This is a genomic window from Pseudomonas sp. LBUM1679 (assembly GCF_059695565.1).
Genome location: NZ_CP166774.1, coordinates 4,658,565 through 4,676,795 on the forward strand (window position 1 = coordinate 4,658,565; position 18,231 = coordinate 4,676,795).

13 protein-coding genes and 3 pseudogenes are annotated in these 18,231 nt (G+C 56.5%); 13 read left to right on the forward strand and 3 right to left on the reverse strand.

The genetic code is table 11. The features are described from left to right. Nucleotides 1-345: 345 nt before the first annotated feature. Nucleotides 346-1,518, forward strand: coding sequence for an acetyltransferase domain-containing protein (locus ACA062_RS21185; protein ID WP_497452851.1), 1,173 nt, complete (start codon nt 346-348; stop codon nt 1,516-1,518). Between the two features lie 267 nt (nt 1,519-1,785). Here the strand turns inward: ACA062_RS21185 and ACA062_RS21190 are convergent, their stop codons facing one another. After that, on the reverse strand, nt 1,786-3,240 hold the full coding sequence (locus ACA062_RS21190; RefSeq protein WP_497452852.1) for a TrkH family potassium uptake protein: 1,455 nt from the start codon (nt 3,238-3,240) through the stop codon (nt 1,786-1,788). 347 nt (nt 3,241-3,587) lie between these two features. Between ACA062_RS21190 and ACA062_RS21195 the strand changes: the two genes are divergently transcribed. The 12 genes and pseudogenes from ACA062_RS21195 to ACA062_RS21250 all read left to right on the forward strand — a co-directional run bounded on the left by ACA062_RS21195 (nt 3,588) and on the right by ACA062_RS21250 (nt 17,050). Next, entirely contained in the window at nt 3,588-3,878 is a 291-nt protein-coding gene (locus ACA062_RS21195) for a hypothetical protein (protein ID WP_497452853.1), read from the forward strand. Between the two features lie 119 nt (nt 3,879-3,997). Then, nucleotides 3,998-4,921 (forward strand): annotated as a pseudogene (locus ACA062_RS21200) (TonB-dependent siderophore receptor); the annotation flags it as partial. A gap of 136 nt (nt 4,922-5,057) precedes the next feature. Further along, nucleotides 5,058-5,594, forward strand: a complete 537-nt coding sequence (locus tag ACA062_RS21205) for a P-loop NTPase family protein (RefSeq protein WP_497452854.1) — start codon at nt 5,058-5,060, stop codon at nt 5,592-5,594. A 262-nt stretch (nt 5,595-5,856) separates the two neighbouring features. Further along, entirely contained in the window at nt 5,857-6,609 is a 753-nt protein-coding gene (gene hutC / locus ACA062_RS21210) for a histidine utilization transcriptional repressor HutC (protein ID WP_497452855.1), read from the forward strand. A 389-nt stretch (nt 6,610-6,998) separates the two neighbouring features. Then, entirely contained in the window at nt 6,999-8,678 is a 1,680-nt protein-coding gene (gene hutU / locus ACA062_RS21215) for a urocanate hydratase (protein ID WP_497452856.1), read from the forward strand. Nucleotides 8,679-8,703: 25 nt separating this feature from the next. After that, nucleotides 8,704-9,870 carry a CaiB/BaiF CoA transferase family protein gene (locus ACA062_RS21220; RefSeq protein WP_497452857.1) on the forward strand — a complete coding sequence of 389 codons (1,167 nt, stop codon included), beginning with the start codon at nt 8,704-8,706 and terminating at the stop codon, nt 9,868-9,870. Continuing rightward, complete coding sequence (locus ACA062_RS21225) at nt 9,860-11,002, forward strand: acyl-CoA dehydrogenase family protein (RefSeq protein WP_497452858.1); 1,143 nt, start codon at nt 9,860-9,862, stop codon at nt 11,000-11,002. Before ACA062_RS21220 ends, ACA062_RS21225 begins: the two co-directional genes overlap by 11 nt. Nucleotides 11,003-11,099: 97 nt before the next feature. After that, nucleotides 11,100-12,527: a purine-cytosine permease family protein gene (locus ACA062_RS21230; protein WP_497452859.1), complete on the forward strand. Its 1,428-nt coding sequence runs from the start codon at nt 11,100-11,102 to the stop codon at nt 12,525-12,527. 75 nt (nt 12,528-12,602) lie between these two features. Continuing rightward, nucleotides 12,603-13,217 carry a TetR/AcrR family transcriptional regulator gene (locus ACA062_RS21235; RefSeq protein ID WP_497452860.1) on the forward strand — a complete coding sequence of 205 codons (615 nt, stop codon included), beginning with the start codon at nt 12,603-12,605 and terminating at the stop codon, nt 13,215-13,217. Nucleotides 13,218-13,222: 5 nt separating this feature from the next. Then, complete coding sequence (locus ACA062_RS21240) at nt 13,223-14,446, forward strand: DUF3422 domain-containing protein (protein ID WP_497452861.1); 1,224 nt, start codon at nt 13,223-13,225, stop codon at nt 14,444-14,446. Nucleotides 14,447-14,681: 235 nt separating this feature from the next. Then, nucleotides 14,682-16,113, forward strand: a pseudogene (locus tag ACA062_RS21245) (IS1182 family transposase). Nucleotides 16,114-16,531: 418 nt separating this feature from the next. After that, on the forward strand, nt 16,532-17,050 hold the full coding sequence (locus tag ACA062_RS21250) for a cysteine hydrolase family protein (RefSeq protein ID WP_497452862.1): 519 nt from the start codon (nt 16,532-16,534) through the stop codon (nt 17,048-17,050). Between the two features lie 158 nt (nt 17,051-17,208). On the opposite strand, the gene ACA062_RS21255 is transcribed toward ACA062_RS21250, so the two are convergent. Beyond that, nucleotides 17,209-17,670: a hypothetical protein gene (locus ACA062_RS21255; RefSeq protein ID WP_497452863.1), complete on the reverse strand. Its 462-nt coding sequence runs from the start codon at nt 17,668-17,670 to the stop codon at nt 17,209-17,211. A 257-nt stretch (nt 17,671-17,927) separates the two neighbouring features. Further along, nucleotides 17,928-18,115, reverse strand: a pseudogene (locus ACA062_RS21260) (transposase); the annotation flags it as partial. Between the last annotated feature and the right edge of the window lie 116 nt (nt 18,116-18,231).

The window sequence follows — 18,231 nt, forward strand, 5'->3', positions numbered from 1 at the left end:
TGCCAATCCCCTGTAGGAGCCCGGCTTGCCGGCGAAGGCGTCATCACAGCCGCCGCAAGACTCAAGGCCGCCTTCGCTGCGGTGCGGCGATCCGACAAGCCAGCAGTTGATTTTCACTGCACACGAAATCCCTGAACGAAACCAATCCCCTGTAGGAGCCCGGCTTGCCGGCGAAGGCGTCATCACGGCCGCCGCAAGACTCAATGCCACCTTCTGCTTTGCAGCACGCCGACAACTGGAATCCGCACGGACAGGACAGAATTTAATGATATGTTATAGAATATCATTAAATATGCTATCGGTTATCTACCGACAGCACTATTCACCCCCTGCCTGCGACTTGCGATGACCCACTTCACTCAAATCCCCCCCGCCACAAGCGTCAACCAACGCCTGATGTCCATCGATGCCCTGCGGGGATTGGTGATCATCTTCATGCTGCTGGATCACGTGCGCGAAACGTTCTTCCTGCACCGTCAAGTCGCCGACCCGATGGCCATCGACACCACTGACCCGACGCTATTCTTCAGCCGGACGCTCGCGCATTTATGTGCGCCGGTATTCGTTCTGCTCACGGGCCTGTCCGCTTACCTGTACGGAGAAAAGCACCAGGGCAAGAGCGATGTGTCGCTGTTCCTGTTCAAGCGTGGCCTGTTCCTGGTTTTGCTGGAATTCACCCTGGTGAATTTCGCCTGGACATTCCAGTTGCCGCCCACCGTGATCTACCTGCAGGTAATCTGGGCGATTGGCGTCAGCATGATTGCCCTCGCTGCACTGGTCTGGCTACCTCGGCCAGTCCTCTGTGTCCTGGGCCTGATCATCGTCGCCGGACACAACCTGCTCGATCCCCTGCACTTCCCGGTCGGATCAACGATGCATGTGCCATGGGCGATCTTGCATGACCGAGGCTGGCTCGAATTCTCGGACAACCTGCGCCTGCGCAGTTCATACCCGGTACTGCCATGGATCGGCGTGATCGCCCTGGGTTACTGCATCGGCCCCTGGTTCTCTCACTCAGCCTCTACCGCCGTGCGTCAGCGCTATCTGTTACTGACCGGGGCCGGCGCGTTGATCGGCTTCGTTGCACTGCGCCTGGTCAACGGTTATGGCGAGGCGCATTGGCTGGTCTATGAAAGCACCCTGCACACCGTCATGAGCTTCTTCAACATCACCAAATACCCCCCTTCCCTGCTCTTCCTTTCCCTGACGCTAGGGGTGGGCCTGCTACTGCTGCTTGGCTTTGAGCGGGCCCAGCAACGCAAGTGGATCAGCACCTTGGCGGTATTTGGCGCGGCGCCGATGTTCTTCTACCTGCTCCACCTGTACATACTGAAAGTGATGTACCTGATCAGCGTGGCAATGTTCGGCTTGAATCATGGCAACTACTTCGGCTTCGACGGTATCTGGGCGGTGTGGCTGACGGCGGTGCTGCTGGCTGCAACGCTGTATCTGCCGGTGCGCTGGTTCGCCGCATTGAAGGCGCGCCGTCGCGATATTGGATGGCTTAAGTACTTTTGAACGGGACACAGGTGGCGGGGGCGTGCGCTGGCAAGGCGTTTGTCCACACCTTCTTTTTCCGATGCTGACCGAGCAGGTGTCGGCCGCAGTCAATCAAATGGCGGCCACCACGCAGGAGGCGATTTAACCGATAACTCATCTACTTTTGTCTAGTCCTGAAATAGGTTTACACCTGTTTCACCCGAACGCCCGATGTACAGCCTCGGTCGGTTGCTGCCCTTCGCAATAGGCAGGAATCGGCCAACAGCGGCACCCCGACAAGGTGGGTCAATATCTCCAGAAAACTGGAGTTACGAGTACCAACACAGTCAGGATTTCCAGCCTGCCTAGAAGCATTCCAACGGTCAGTAGCCATTTGGCGGCATCCGGTAATGATGAGAAATTACCTGCCGGCCCAATGATCGTGCCAAGCCCTGGCCCGACGTTACACACCGCAGTAGCTGCGCCGCTCAATGCTGTTGTCCAATCAAGTCCAATGAGAGCCAAGCCCAACGCGATGGCAGCAATAGTGATGGTGAAGAAAAACGAGAAGGTCAAAAGCGAGCGCAAGATCTCCTCGTCGATGGGATGACCGTTGTACTTCTTCTGAATCACGGCTCGAGGATGGATCAACTGCTTCAAACTACTGACCAGTAGGGCGCCAGCAACCTGAAAACGGAAGATTTTAAGACCGCCTGCAGTTGAGCCTGAACATCCTCCGACAAAGGTCAGATAGAAAAAGAGCAAGACAGCGAAGCTGCCCCATAACGTGTAGTCGCCAACCGCAATTCCGGTGGTCGTGACGACCGAGGTCACATTGACTGCCACGATACGAAACGCATCCCACCATCCGTAATCGCTGTGAAAACACAGCCAGGTACCCACAGCCAGCGATGTGACGAGCAAGAATCCAATGAATCCGCGTACCTGGTGGTCCTTGATCAGCGCACGCCGATCGCCCCGCAATGACGCGACGTACAAGGTGAATGGCAGGCTGCCCAGAATCATGATAGCCACTGCCACCCAGTGAATCTCTGGTTGCGTCCAATGCCCAAGTGAGGCATCCGAAGTTGAGAACCCCCCGGTAGAGATCAACGACATGGCGTGGTTGACCGCTTCAAATGGCGTCATCCCGGCGAGCCAGAGCGCCAGAGCTCCGATGCCAGTAAGCCCCAGATAGAGTAAAAGAATGTACTTGGCTGCCACATGGGAACGCGGTGTCACTTTCTCCGACCAATCTGAGGACTCTGTCTGGAACAGACGCATGCCGCCTACTCGCAACAGTGGAAGGATCGCCACAGCCATGCCGATAAAACCGATGCCTCCCAACCAATGCAGCATGGAGCGCCATATCAACAAGCCGGGAGATGAGCTATCCAAACCGGTGAGTACAGTCGAGCCAGTGGTTGTGATGCCAGACATCGTTTCAAAGAATGCGTCGGTGTAGCTGATATCGCTGATAAACACCATTGGCAATGCTGCGAATATGCACACAACTACCCAGCTTGCGGTAGTCAGCAGGTACATATCCCTGGGACGAAGCTGGCCAGCATCCGGGCGCCCCCGCACGATCAACAGGAGGCCACAGATGAAGGTAATCAAACTCGACCAGAGAAATGCCGACAGATCGTCGCTACGCTCATAGACCACCAAAGTGATCATGGGAATGGCCATGCTTACGGCCAGCGTGATCAGAAAAATGCCTAAGATGAAGCCGATAAGCCGAATTGCTGCGAGGGACATAACAGTAGCGTTCCAAATTAGCACCGCGCAGTATCGGATGCCCAACCTAAATGCCCCGTAAATTTTGCGTAAAACTTTTACGAGCAATCGGTCGGGCAGCGCGCTGAACTAATCCTCGTCTTCACACAACAGCTCTGTAGATCGAAACAGAAGGAAGTCGAACCCTCCACTGCGACGGTAGAGGCTAGCCGTCGCTGTCCGGGCAAAAGCGGCCGGTGGTCGTTGCATTTCGCTTGTCGCTGGCGTGTGGCTAAGCTTAATAAATCGGGGTTAATTGAAACTTGGGTGATAGCGGCCATCAGCAGATCTGGATAGGCATCAAGACGCTGCTCCCAAAGGAGACGACTATGTATGCGGTTATAAGAACCTACTTGGGTACTGGAGCAAAGCAGCTTTTCGAGCTTTTGGAAGAGCGCAAAACCGACGTCGAAGCTACCCTGCGGACAGTGCCTGGCCTCGTAAGCTACACACTGCTGAATACTGGTGATGGTGGTATGTCGGTGACTGTTTGCACGGACAAGGCCGGCAGCGATGCGAGCTTGAAAGTCGCACGTGAGTGGATTCAGAAAAATGCATCAAATATTCACGCGGACCCGCCGATCGTAACGGAAGGTCCGGTCATTGTGCAGATCAATTAACGCGCCCGTCTTGCATAAAATCTGTCGGTGTTTGGATAGTCAGCAGACCTGAACGTTACGTAGGAACGCTTAAGAAAAGCCCGCAGCTCGACTGCCGATTTGTGCAAGGCTGCTTACTCGGTGACGGTGACGAGCCCGAATGGGGCAACCTAAGCGCCAGGAAAGATGACGTGACACGGCAGACCGCCGGCTACTTTTCGACTCGCCTGAGCCTCACCGATGACCTGTCCCTGCTGCTGGGTTCGCGCCTGACGGACTACCGCCTGACCGGCAGCAACGACTCCAGGGAAACCGGGAAACTCATCCCTTACGCCGGCCTGGTGTATGACCTCGACGAACACTTCTCGGCGTACGCCAGCTACACCGAAATTTTCATGCCGCAGATGCTGCGCCCCGACCGAAACAACAAAATGGTCGAGCCCGACGAAGGCAAAAACTACGAAGTGGGCATCAAAGGCGAGTTCTTCGACGGACGCCTGAACACCAGCCTCGCCTACTTTGAAATCCATGAAGAAAATCGGGCTGAAGAAGACACCGAATACAACAACAACCTCCCGCCCAACGCGCTGGTGGATTGGGCCTACGTCGGCATCAAGGCAAAAACCAAAGGCTACGAAGCGGAGATCTCCGGCGAACTGGCACCGTGCTGGCAAGTTCAAGCGGGCTACACCCACAAGGTGATCCGTGACGACAGCGGGAAAAAGTTTTCGACCTGGGAGCCTGAAGACCAGCTCAACTTCTACACCGGCTACAAACTCACCGGCAGCCTCGACCGACTCACGCTCGGCGGGGGCGCGCGCTGGTAAGGCAAAGGCTGGCAAGACGTGTACAACAGCGGCAAAGGTGTGACTCAAGAGTTTTCCCAGGACCCGTACTGGCTAGTCGACCTGATGGCGCGCTACCAGGTGAGCAAAAACCTGTCCGCCTCAGTGAATGTGAACAACGTGCTCGACAAGAAGTACTTCACCAATATTGGGTTCTACAGGTCGTCGTACTACGGAGACCCGCGGAATGTGATGGTGTCGACGCGCTGGGATTTCTGACCTCTGCTCTCATCGGCAAATAGCGCAGCAGACAACAACAAACTCTTTCCTGTGGTGCGCTCGCCCCCCATCAATCTTTAACTGAGACCACGAAACCTGCACAATTGCCGGCTTTTTCTCGACAGGAAGTCCGACCATGCAACGGATTGTAATTCTCGGCAACGCCGGCAGCGGCAAATCCACCCTCGCCCGCGCCCTCGGCAGGCGCCTTGGCCTGCCCGTGGTGCACCTGGACACATTGTTCTGGGAGCCCGGCTGGGTCGAACCCGACGCTGAGCAGTTCCGCGCACGGGTCAGTGAAGCGATTGCGCCGGATGCGTGGATTTGTGAGGGCAACTATGCGCGGCGTACATTCGATCTTCGCCTGCCCCGTGCTGACTTGATCATTTGGCTCGATACGCCGCGGGTTACCTGTTTAGCCCGGGTGATCGTGCGCAGCGTGATGAACCGGCCTCGGCCTGATCTGGCAGCAGGTTGCACAGAGAAGATTGACCGGGCGTTTTTGACCTTTCTGGATTTTGTGTGGAATTTCGATCGTGGGTATCGTCCGGGTATCGAGGCGGTGCGGTTGGCTGTAGGGCCGCAGATTCGAACGGTACATTTGTGTGGTAGTCGGCAGATTGCAGCATTTCTTGATGGCTTGCCTGCGATGGCTGAAGGCTGTCTTGGATAGATCGACAGCGGCATTTGCCACCCTATGGTTATGCGAAGACACCTACGGTCGTACGTGATGAGGGACGAGCAGAAACGGCCTCCATCACGAACGTCCGGTGCAGGTCGGTTGCAACACTTCGCGACAGGCAGCAACCGGCCCAGACCTCGGCAATCGCATGTGCAAGGCTACGTCGTATCATCTCACTAACATAGGCGTACCCTTTGCGACAGAGTAAACTGCGATCCAGGTCCATCGGAGCAACTTTTAATCAGGAATTACTGTGTCCAAACCAGTTGAGGATAATGCATCCCTCGAGTCCTTTTCGCTCGAAAGCCCTTCCCCGCTATATGCACGGGTCAAGCAAATCATCATGCAGAAGATTCGCTCTGGTGCGTGGCTACCCAATTCCAAACTGCCCTCTGAAAGTGAACTGCTGAATCTGCTCGGTGTGAGTCGCATGACCATCAACCGGGCGCTGCGAGAACTGACTATCGAGGGTTCGCTGGTGCGCATGCAGGGTGTAGGCACTTTTGTAGCCGAGCCAAAAGGCCATGCGGCGCTGTTCGAGATCCACAATATTGCGGAAGAGATTGCGGCCCGAGGTCATGAGCATCGCTGTGAAGTGGTCGTGCTTGAAGAGATGCCTGAACGGGCGCGAGCTTCGATGCCCTTTCCCCTCGAGGGGGTCAAGCGCTTGTTCCATTCGGTTGTCGTGCATCACGAAAATGGTGTGCCGGTGCAAATAGAAGAGCGCTTCGTCAATGCCGAGGTCGCACCCGCCTATCTGCAGCAGGACTTTACCAAGGTCACGCCTTACGCCTATCTGATTCAACTGGCCCCGCTGACCGAAGGCGAGCACGTGGTCGAGTCGATTCACGCCAAATCTGCCGAGTGCAAACTTCTGCAAATCAAACGCTACGAACCGTGCCTGCTGATTCGTCGCCGCACATGGGCGGCAATGGGTCAGGTGGGTTGCGCACGCTTGGTCTACCCAGGTTCGCGCTATCGCCTGGAAGGCAAATTCGGCAACTGACTCACAAGTCGAGCGGCCCCCGCCTGCCGCTCGATAGACATCTCCCCTAGCCATCCCTCTGAAGCTGTTACCCGCGCCGCCCCCATTGGCAAAATGGTGACACTCCTCAAGCAGCACGCTAAAAAGTGTTACATAACGCACAGCTGTGGTGACTACCCATCGAAGAATTGCAACAACATTTTCGTCCCTCTCGTTTTGTTCAGAACTTTAAAAAAATCTTAACTATTTGATTTACAAATATTTTTTATATTTAAAAATTTTGACGTGGCTTTCATCAGGCGATTTTGGCCCTTCACTTGCATTCACTTGTACATACAGGTTGGTATAAGCTAATACACACATCGTAAACGTGACGACCACCCCGCTAACCACTGAATGAGGAGATAACCATGACCACCAAGACCACTCGCCTGCGTGATGTCGAAATCCGCTCTGCCCGCGGTAACAAACTGACCGCCAAGAGTTGGCTGACTGAAGCGCCGCTGCGCATGCTGATGAACAACCTCGACCCGGAAGTGGCCGAGAACCCTAAAGAACTGGTGGTTTACGGTGGTATCGGCCGCGCGGCACGTAACTGGGAATGCTACGACAAGATCGTCGAAAGCCTGACCAATCTGAACGACGACGAGACCCTGCTGGTGCAATCCGGCAAGCCGGTCGGCGTGTTCAAGACCCACACCAACGCCCCGCGCGTACTGATCGCCAACTCCAACCTGGTGCCACACTGGGCGAGCTGGGAACACTTCAACGAACTCGACGCCAAAGGCCTGGCCATGTACGGCCAGATGACCGCCGGCAGCTGGATCTACATCGGTAGCCAGGGCATCGTCCAGGGCACCTACGAAACCTTCGTCGAAGCCGGTCGCCAGCACTACAACGACAACCTCACCGGTCGTTGGGTCCTGACCGCAGGCCTCGGTGGCATGGGTGGCGCTCAGCCACTGGCTGCAACCCTGGCCGGTGCGTGCTCGCTGAACATCGAATGCCAGCAGAGCCGCATCGACTTCCGCCTGAACAGCCGCTACGTCGATGAACAAGCCACCGACCTCGACGACGCGCTTGCGCGCCTCGACAAATACACCCAAGAAGGCAAGGCGATTTCCATTGCCCTGCTGGGCAACGCGGCTGAAATTCTCCCGGAGCTGGTCCGTCGCGGCGTGCGCCCGGACATGGTCACCGACCAGACCAGCGCCCACGACCCGCTCAACGGTTACCTGCCAGCCGGCTGGACCTGGGAAGAGTACCGCGCTCGCGCCAAGACCGAGCCTGCTGCCGTGGTCAAAGCCGCCAAGCAATCGATGGCTGTGCACGTCAAAGCCATGCTCGAATTCCAGAAAATGGGCATTCCAACCTTCGACTACGGCAACAACATCCGTCAGATGGCCCAGCAAGAAGGCGTGGAAAACGCATTCGACTTCCCAGGCTTCGTACCGGCTTACATCCGTCCACTGTTCTGCCGTGGCATCGGCCCGTTCCGTTGGGCTGCGCTGTCTGGTGACCCGCAGGACATCTACAAAACCGACGCCAAGGTAAAAGAACTGATCCCGGACGACGCCCACCTGCACAACTGGCTGGACATGGCCCGCGAGCGCATCAGCTTCCAGGGTCTGCCGGCACGTATCTGCTGGGTTGGCCTGGGCCTGCGCGCCAAGCTCGGCCTGGCGTTCAACGAAATGGTGCGCAGCGGTGAATTGTCCGCGCCAATCGTGATCGGTCGTGACCACCTGGACTCCGGTTCGGTCGCCAGCCCGAACCGCGAAACCGAGTCGATGCAGGACGGTTCCGATGCCGTGTCCGACTGGCCACTGCTCAACGCCCTGCTCAATACCGCGAGCGGCGCGACCTGGGTTTCCCTGCACCACGGCGGCGGCGTCGGCATGGGCTTCTCCCAGCACTCGGGCATGGTGATTGTCTGCGACGGTACTGACGAAGCGGCCGAGCGTATCGCTCGCGTGCTGCACAACGACCCGGCGACTGGCGTCATGCGTCACGCCGATGCCGGTTACCAGATCGCGATCGACTGCGCCAAGGAACAAGGCCTCAACCTACCGATGATCGGCAACGTCTAAGCCCCGGAATCGAGGAGCCTGCACCATGAGCAGCATTCCGTTTACCCAACAACTCCAAGGCATTCGCGTGCTGGATTTGAGCCGCGTTTTGGCCGGCCCACATTGTACGGCCATGCTCGCTGACCTGGGCGCCGACGTCATTAAATTCGAAGTCCCTGACCACGGCGATGACAGCCGCCATCTGGGCCCTTTCAAGGATGGCGAGAGCGTCTATTTTGGCCTGATCAATCGCGGCAAGCGCAGTGTCGAAATGGACTTCAAGTCCACTGCTGATCGTGCCCGGCTATATGAGCTGGTCCGTGACGCGGACGTCGTCGTGGAAAACTTTCGTCCCGGCGTGACACGGCGCCTGGGTATCGACTTCGATACCCTCAAGCAATACAACCCCAAGCTGATCTACGCGAGCATCTCCGGTTTCGGCCAGCATGGTCCGCTGTCGGGTAACCCGGCCTATGACATCGTCGCCCAGGCAATGTCGGGTTTAATGAGCGTCACTGGGTTTGCAGAGACAGGTCCTACCCGCAGTGGCGAAGCCATCGGTGATCTGTGCGCCGGCGTTTATGCGGCGTGGGCCATCAGCTCGGCGCTGTTCGCTCGCGAACGTCATGCACCCGGCGCCCAGTACATCGACGTCGCCATGTTCGATGTGTTGTTCAGCTTGCAAATGACCGGTCTGTCCAATCTTTTCGCCAATGGCGTTGCGCCTGGGCTGGTGGGCAACCGCCACCCGGTTTCGACACCCTTTGACACTTACCGCGCCGCCGACGGCCAGGTGGTCATCGCCGTGGCGAGCAACAAGCTCTTCCAACGGTTATGCGATTGCCTGGGCAGGCCAGAACTCGGCAAAGACCCACGCTTTGCCGATGACCCGCAACGCACACTCAACGAGCCCACACTACGAGCCGAAATCGAAGCCTGGACGCAGCGACTCAGCGTTGATCAAGTCTGCGACATCCTGCTCGAGGCGGGCGTGCCGTCCTCCCCGGTGTGGAACCTCGCCCAGGCGGCCAGCAGTGAACAGGCCCAGGTACGACAGTTGCTGATTCACCCCGAGGGCTCTGCGCAGCCGCTGGTACCGCAACCGGTTTTCTTCAATGGCCGCAAACCCCACGCAACTACCCACGCCCCACGCCTCGGCGCCGACAACGATGCATTCGGACTGAACAAACAGGAGCTTTCCCATGAACTTTGAATTAGATCAAGTCGAACTGGCCGTTATCGAAACCGCTGAAAAACTGGCTCGCGAGGTGATCCAGCCGCGCGCCCAACATTACGACGAAACCGAGACGTTCTGTGCCGAGAGCCTGCAAGCATTGGCCGAGCTTGGTGGCATGGGTATCAATTTGCCCGAAGAATATGGCGGACTGGGCATTGGCAGCCTGGCCATGAGCCGCGTCGTTGAAGCCGTGGCTGGCGCCTGCGCCTCCACTGCATCGGCGTTGACTGCGCATTTCCTGGCAACCGACTCGATCCTGATCGGCGGCACCGAAGAACAGAAACAGGAGTGGCTGCCTCGCGCAGCGAGCGGAGAATTACTCGGCGCCTTCGCACTGACAGAGCCGGCAGCGGGCTCCAATCCAGCCGACATGCGCTGCCGTGCACTGCGTGAAGATGGCGGTTGGCGGGTGCGTGGCAGTAAGCACTACATTACCAATGCCCGTGAAGCAGGCTTCATTGTGCTCTATGCCAAGACCGACGCCGAAGCCGGCCACAAGGGCATCAGCGCCTTCATGATTCCCCAGGGCACCGCAGGGATCAGCTTCTCCAATCCGGAAAAAACCATGGGGCTGCGTGGCAGCACGATCTATGAGCTGGCGCTGGACTGCTGGTTGCCCGATTCGGCATTGCTGGGCATCGAAGGTGCCGGCTTCAACACGGCCATGGCGGTGTTGGATCGGGGTCGCGTTGAAGTGGCGGCCATGTCGCTGGGTATCGCCAATGCCGCCTTGCAAGCGAGCTTGAACTGGGCCCGCGAACGGCAGATCGGCCCCAAGCCGCTTGCCGCCTACCAAGGCACACAGTGGCGCCTCGCCGATATGTACGCACAGCTGGAAGGTGCCCGCATGCTGACCTGGAAAGCCGCCGCCCGCCGTGACAGCGGTGAACGCTTCAGCCTGGACTCGGCCACCGCCAAACTGGTCGCCGCCGAATGCGCCGGTTTCATCACCGATGCTGCGCTTCAGCTCCATGGCGGTTATGGCTACATTCGCGACCTTCCACTGGAACGCTACGTACGCGACGCACGGATCCTGCGAATTTTCGAAGGCACGTCCGAAGTGCAGAAAATCATCATTTCGCGAAGCTTGCTCGACGCCCAGCGCTGATCGAGCGAAAAACCGGGCCTGTTTAACAGGCCCTCCCCCTGAGTCACTCCCCCCACGAGAAGGCTGTCGTACTGTACGACGCCCGAGAGGAACTGCCATGTCCGCCACCAAAGAAAGTGCGCAGCGCAAGACGTATATAGAACGGCGATCCATCGATTACATACCTGAGTCCGAGCGTCATGGTCGGCTGCTCAGTCAGTTCACTCTGTGGTTCGGCGCCAACCTTCAAGTCACTGCGATCGTCACTGGCGCGCTGGCTGTCGTATTGGGCGGCGATGTGTTCTGGTCACTGATTGGCTTGTTGATCGGGCAACTGTTGGGCGGCGCAATCATGGCGCTGCATGCTGCTCAGGGCCCCCAGTTGGGCCTGCCGCAGATGATCTCCAGTCGCGTGCAATTCGGCGTATACGGCGCCGTCATCCCTATCGTCCTGGTCTGCCTGATGTACGTGGGCTTTTCTGCCAGCGGCTCGGTGCTTGCGGGCCAGGCCATCAGTCAACTGGTCAATGTCAGTGACGCCGCTGGCATCCTGATTTTCGCGGTGATGATCGTTGTGCTCACCGTGCTGGGATATCGGACTATCCATTTGATCGGACGCCTGTCGAGCCTGATAGGCGTGGTGTCTTTCTTCTACTTGTTCTACCGCTTGCTGTCAGCTCATGACATCAGCGAGCTGCTGGGAAATCGACACTTTTCACTGGCCAGTTTTCTCTTGGCAATATCACTCTCGGCTTCCTGGCAGATCGCATTCGGCCCCTATGTCGCTGACTATTCGCGCTACCTGCCGAGAAAGACTTCGGCCTGGAAAACCTTCTTGGCTGTGGGCCTGGGCTCAGTGATCGGCACTCAAATCTCCATGATCTTCGGTGTATTCGTCGCCGCCCTGGCGGGTGATCAGTTTGCCGGCCACGAGGTGTCCTACATCGTCGGTATGGGGGCCAGCGGCGTCGTCGCGTCACTGCTGTTTTTCAGTATCGTGTTCGGGAAGGTGACCATTACCACACTCAACGCCTACGGTAGTTTCATGTCTCTGGCTACCATCATCAGCGGTTTCAGAGGCAACCAGGAAATTTCCAAAATCGTACGGTTGATTTACATCCTGATCATGGTCGGATTCGCCACTGCACTGGCGCTGTTGGGGAGGCATTCGTTCCTTCATGACTTCTCAGCGTTCATCCTGTTCCTGCTGGCCTTTTTCACGCCCTGGAGCGCCATCAACCTGGTTGACTTTTATCTGGTGACCAAGGAGCGCTATGACATCCCCGCCCTCTCCAATCCGGATGGTCGATACGGACGCTGGAATGTCACCGGCATAGCGGTCTACGCCCTCGGCGTAGTGATTCAGATGCCCTTCATTACGACCAGTTTCTACACCGGCCCCTTGGTTGAAACCTTGGGTGGGACGGACATTTCGTGGTTGATCGGCCTAACCGTACCAGCCTTCATTTACTACTGGGTGGCGCGTAATTCAACGCAACGGATTCCCGCGCAACTGATTCTTCCGGAAGAAGCTAATCCAGCCTGATTACACACTCACGACAGGGCGGTCCACCAGGACCGCCACTGCATAACTCTCTCAACGCCGAGCGCCTGACCTCCTATGCTTGCCGCAAACTTACCAAAGCACCCCGCACCGAGTGCCCGCGACCGCCTGCTCGATGTAGCACTGGAACTCTTCGCGACGCGCGGTTACCAGGCCATTGGCCTGCGCGACCTGGCTGGCCAGTTGGGGCTGCATGCCGGCTCGCTGTACAACCATATCGAGAACAAACAAAGCCTGTTGTTCGAACTGATCGAAGGCGCGGTCTCCGACCTGTTGGCCGGTACCAAGCGCCGCATGCGGGGAGCCCGGACGCACCGCGACCGTCTCCAGCGCTTTGTGCACGCATTTGTGGTGTTCAACCTGACCGAGAAACACCGACTAATGCTGGTGACACGAGAGTTCGTCAACCTCAGCGATGAGCAACAACAGGAGATCAATCAGCTGAAGAGGAGCTACGCCACGCTGCTGAAGGCCATCGTTTCCGCCGAGTGTGGCGAAACTGGTTGCATCAGTGACCGCACAGGCCTGATCACAGAGGCCGTCATCGGTATGCTTTACGGACAATCCCTCTGGCAAAGCATTGACGTCCCGGAGCAAAAACTCACGGATGCCCTGACTCACTTTGCCTTGGGCATCATTGCCTGCAGCAGAGACTCAGGGCTCAAGGCTTGAGCACTATGCACCCGTTACGACATTCGCTTCATGACGAACTGCACGCCCGCCCTTCCCTGTACTTCAGCGAGCCGGCTTATGTTTTTCACCTGGCCGTCATGGGCAGCGACAATGAGCGCCTGGCACTGCTCAACAGCCTCTACGACGAACCGGTCAGTGGTGAAATCCCCCAAGGCATTACCAGGTTTGATGAGCATTGGCTGAAATGGGAGCGACATGCCGAGTTCTTTACTCTTACTTACGTCGTCACCGCGACCACGGATCGCCCGCACTGGACTTCCTTGCCTGAGGCCCTGGCGGCAAAGATCAGCCCTTACACCCAGCTGCTGATCAACAGCGTGCAAATTGTGGTGCGCAACCATGACTCATGGGACGGGGATCTTGCGGCGTACGGATTCAAGGACCCGTGCGGCTCGTCCATCGGGGGTGGCGATGCGGCGGTTTGGAGCGACTTCCGGCTGAGCAAATGCGGTGAAAACAGATTTTTGTTCATCAACACTCACCTCAACGCCTACCGCCAAGGGCGAATGATTCGCCGACTACTTGAGATTGAAACCTATCGCATGATGGCCTCGCTTGCGCTTCCAACAGCGAAGCAATTGAGTTCGCAACTCAATGCCTTCGATAGAACCCTTGTCGACCTGTCGGAGCGAAACGCTGCGCCCGACTCCAGCAATGCAAAAAAACTACTTTCAGAAATTGCAGCATTGTCGGCCAAAGTCGTCAGTCTCTCAGCCAGGCACCGGCATCGCTTCAGTGCCACACAAGCTTACGCGCAGCTCGTATTCGAACGACTGGCAGAACTGCGAGAGAATCGCGCAGGTGACTACCAGCGCCTGGGCATCTTCATTGAGCGACGCTTCAAACCGACGGTAAGGTACTGCGCCGTGATGGAACAACGGCTCGATGTGCTGGCCAAGAGCGTGGCCAATCTGGGTGACCTTTTGCAGGCGCGCGTCCAGGTAGAGATGGAAGAACAGAACGCCGAGATCCTGAAAAGCCTGAATGCTCGGGCCGATGCTCAGATCAAGATTCAGCGGGCGGTTGAAGGCCTTTCCATTATTGCCATCACGTACTACGTGCTGAGCTTGTTGAAACTACTGTATTCGGGCGTCCATCTGCTGGGAGTGGACTTGTCACCAAGATCTGCCGTGATTGTAATTGCGCCCGTTGCAGCACTCATACTTTTACACATAATGATGCGGCTTAGAGCCGTAAAACATCACTAAATCGTACTGCAAACTGCACTATCAAGAGGTGGGTGACCCCACCTTACTGTTGATATGACGTTCTTTACGATGAGTCAGCCCAGGCCGAAATCAGCTGACCGCAACCGACTGCTTTCAGTTGAATCCACAGTCGAAATCAGCCCTTAACGACAGGCACCTATCGGCCCAGAGTGTGTAAAAACGCCTTCGCAAACCCTTGCTATGATTTCTGAGGATTTCATCGCAAGGATCGCCCATGAAGCGCTTTATTCAAGGTGAACATCGAGGCCAAAGTACCTTCCTTCCCGAAAGCCTCGACGACTACGTCACGGATACAAATCCGGTGTGCGTAATCGACGTCTTTGTCGACGAACTTGACCTGGTCAAACTGGGTTTTGAAGGCGCTATACCGGCAGATACTGGCCGGCCGGCGTACCACCCCGCTGTCCTTCTGAAGATCTATATCTACGGCTATTTGAACCGCATTCAGTCGAGCCGGCGCCTGGAACGAGAAACCCAACGCAACGTCGAGCTGATGTGGCTGACCGGGCGTTTGATGCCCGATTTCAAGACCATCGCCAACTTCCGAAAAGACAACAGCAAGGCCATCCGAGGCGTCTGCCGCCAGTTCGTGATGCTGTGCCAGCAGCTGGGATTATTCGGAGAAAATCTGGTTGCCATCGACGGCAGTAAATTCAAGGCAGTCAACAATCGCGACCGCAATTTCACCAGCGCCAAACTGAAGCGGCGCATGGAAGAAATTGAATCGAGTATCAATCGGTATCTGACTGCGCTCGACGAAGCCGATCAGCAAGAACCCTCAATCGCTCAGCCCAAGGCTACCCGTCTGCAAGAGAAAATCGACAAGCTCAAAGCCCAGATTAAAGAGTTACAGGTCATTGAAACTCAGCTCAACGAATCGCCAGACAAACAGGTCTCACTGACCGATCCAGACAGCCGCTCCATGATGACGCGCGGCACGGGAATCGTCGGCTACAACGTGCAGACAGCGGTCGATACACAGCACCATTTGATCGTTGCGCACGAGGTGACCAACGTCGGTTCCGACCGCGATCAACTCAGCTCAATGGCCAAGCAAGCCCGCGAGGCGATGGCGGCAGATACGTTGTCGGTAGTGGCTGACCGAGGTTACTTCAAAAGCGAACAAATCCTGGCTTGTCACGATGCAGGCATCACCGCCTATGTGCCCAAGCCGATGACCTCTGGAGCCAAGGCTGACGGGCGTTTCAATAACGATGCCTTCATCTATGACGCGGCAAAAAAACGAATACATTTGCCCGGCTGGAGAGGCGCTGATCTGGCACTATTCCTACGTTGAAAAAGGCCTGAAGTTGCATCGTTACTGGAGTTCGAAATGCCGGGGCTGTGCAATGAAACCGCAGTGCACACCGAGCACAGAACGGCGGGTTTGATGCTGGGAGCATGAAGTCGTACTGGAGGAAATGCAGGACAGGCTAAGCAACGCGCCGGAAATGATGCAGATCCGAAAACGGACTGTTGAGCATCCCTTCGGGACGCTCAAACAATGGATGGGTGCGACGCACTTCCTGACCCGAAAGCTGGCCGGGGTGAGTGCGGAGATGAGCCTGAATGTGCTCGCCTACAACATGAAACGGGTCATGAAAATCATCGGCACTACTGGCTTGACGAAAGCATTAACGGTGTAAAAACCGTTCTTTTTTTACCCCATCCGAAGGGCTTTAACAGGCTACTGAGCCGTTTTAACTGTTCCTGAAAATGTCGTGACCTTGATCAGGTTGCGAAGCGTGAGCACGGTCTCCTAGCGTCGATATAGAAACCCAATCTCACGTTTTTACACACTCTGGGCCAGAAGCGAACAACGATCGATACTACGATCAGTCTTCACGCTCGTATTGCTGACTTGCCAACCCAGTACCGCGCAGCTACTGTCAGCCCTATGAACCAACCACCAATTACCTTGACCACGACTACCACGACCGCCAAAGGCGGGTCGTCAGAGGTGTCGTGAGCCGATAACGCACGAACTTCAAAGGCCCGCCAGTGATGGACAGGGCCTTTTCTTTTGCCCTTGTGTCGCTGGCTAAAAACGCAAGGAAAAGCACTATGTATGCACTGTTGATTCTCGATATGCAGGTTGGATTGTTTCATGGCGCGGATACGCCATGGGCTGGCGAAGCGCTGGTAGACACCTTGAACAATCTGTTGAATAAAGCCCGGAGTGCGGGCGCCCCCATTTTTCTCGCCCGTCATATTGGTCCACCAGGTTCGCCAATCGAGCCTGGAAGCCCGTTGACGCAGTTGGTGCAGGACCTGGTGCTGCAGGGCGACGAAGTGATTTTCGAAAAAAGTCGACCCAACGCCTTCACCAAGACAGTTCTGGCCGATCAGCTGCGGGCTTGTGGTGCTCAGGGTGTGGTCATTGCCGGAATGAAGACCCAATACTGTGTCGATAGCACCTGCCGCGCCGCACGAGACTATGGTTTCGATGCGGTGCTGATCGCCGATGGTCATACCTGCACGGACACCTCTGCGCTGAAGGCCGAAGAAATTGTCGCTCATCACAATGCGACCCTCGCGGGTCCATTCTGTCGTGTCGTAAACGCTGAGGACTGGTGTTTCTAACCGCCATCGACGGACCGGTCCACGTCAGGGCCGATCCTTCCACTCTGGATCGTTTTCAGCCCTTTGTGCAAGGCAGAAATCGGCCAAAAGCAGACGATCGAGACGCCTACGAAGTCAGGGGCGATCAATTTGCTGATCGCGTTCCAACGTTAATACCGTTAATTAGATCCATCTGGCAATTGCACCTTTCTCTTAAGGCTTTTGAAAAGCAAAACAGTGCCTGCGAGCAAGAGTGGAAGGTAGAGTGCAGGATAGTGGATGGTCTGTATCCCGAACCCGCCTGCCAAGGCGCTGAAAGCGCCTACTACTGTAAATCCCAGAAAGATTGGCCAAAACCCAATACCGAAGGCAGTACCTGCCGCTGCTATTCCGATGTTACCTACAATTACCCAGACACCGGCTCCGAGAGCTGCGGAGGCGGCTCCGCCGATCATTACCGGTCCTATCCCAGGTAATTTGAGCGCGATTGCACTACCAAAAAAATGGGCTATCAGTAGCCCTCCTGTGATCAGGGTAGCTGCAACCAATCGCATCAGTGCGTCGCGGCGCTTCCAAGCGAGAGCTAACCCGGCCAAAGCTACTAACAACAGCACGATGGTAAAGAAAAGTCGCATTTTCATTCGCTCTCGAGTCGATTCGCTACTTTACATGATTCCACTACACGTCCTCCGATGATCTAGTTACTAGAGCAGACAAGCCGTGAAGGGCAGCTATGGGTCGATTCTGTCGAAAAAGTCGGAATTTCAGGCTGAAAGGCTTCGAGTTCGGCTGTCACTTCAGAACCCGTTCACCACGTTGGATGGCTTTTCGGTTCTGCGTTTATCGTTTCAGCTTGGTCAGTGGGTTAATTTGAGGTTTTTTGCTTACTCGGGCGCACCTATCCCGTAGTTGGCGGCCCTTGAGAGGTGAGTTTGGCCAGTCTCCGCAGATTCTGTACCGCTGCCGCCAATGTAAATTCATCGTTCGCACCGCTTATCCTCGTAGTCGCAAACGATCCAATCTCAGTATTCTCTTGAGGTGAGCGAACAACATTTCGACCTTCTTCCGTTCGTGGCGTGAGCACACGTATTCGGTACCGCGCTTTATTGAGCCGGGCGACGACCAGGACGAGGGCCTGGCACTGCCGCTCTACGTCAGCCGGCAGGTGGATGACAAGACCCGTCGCGCTCAGGAGGCGCGCA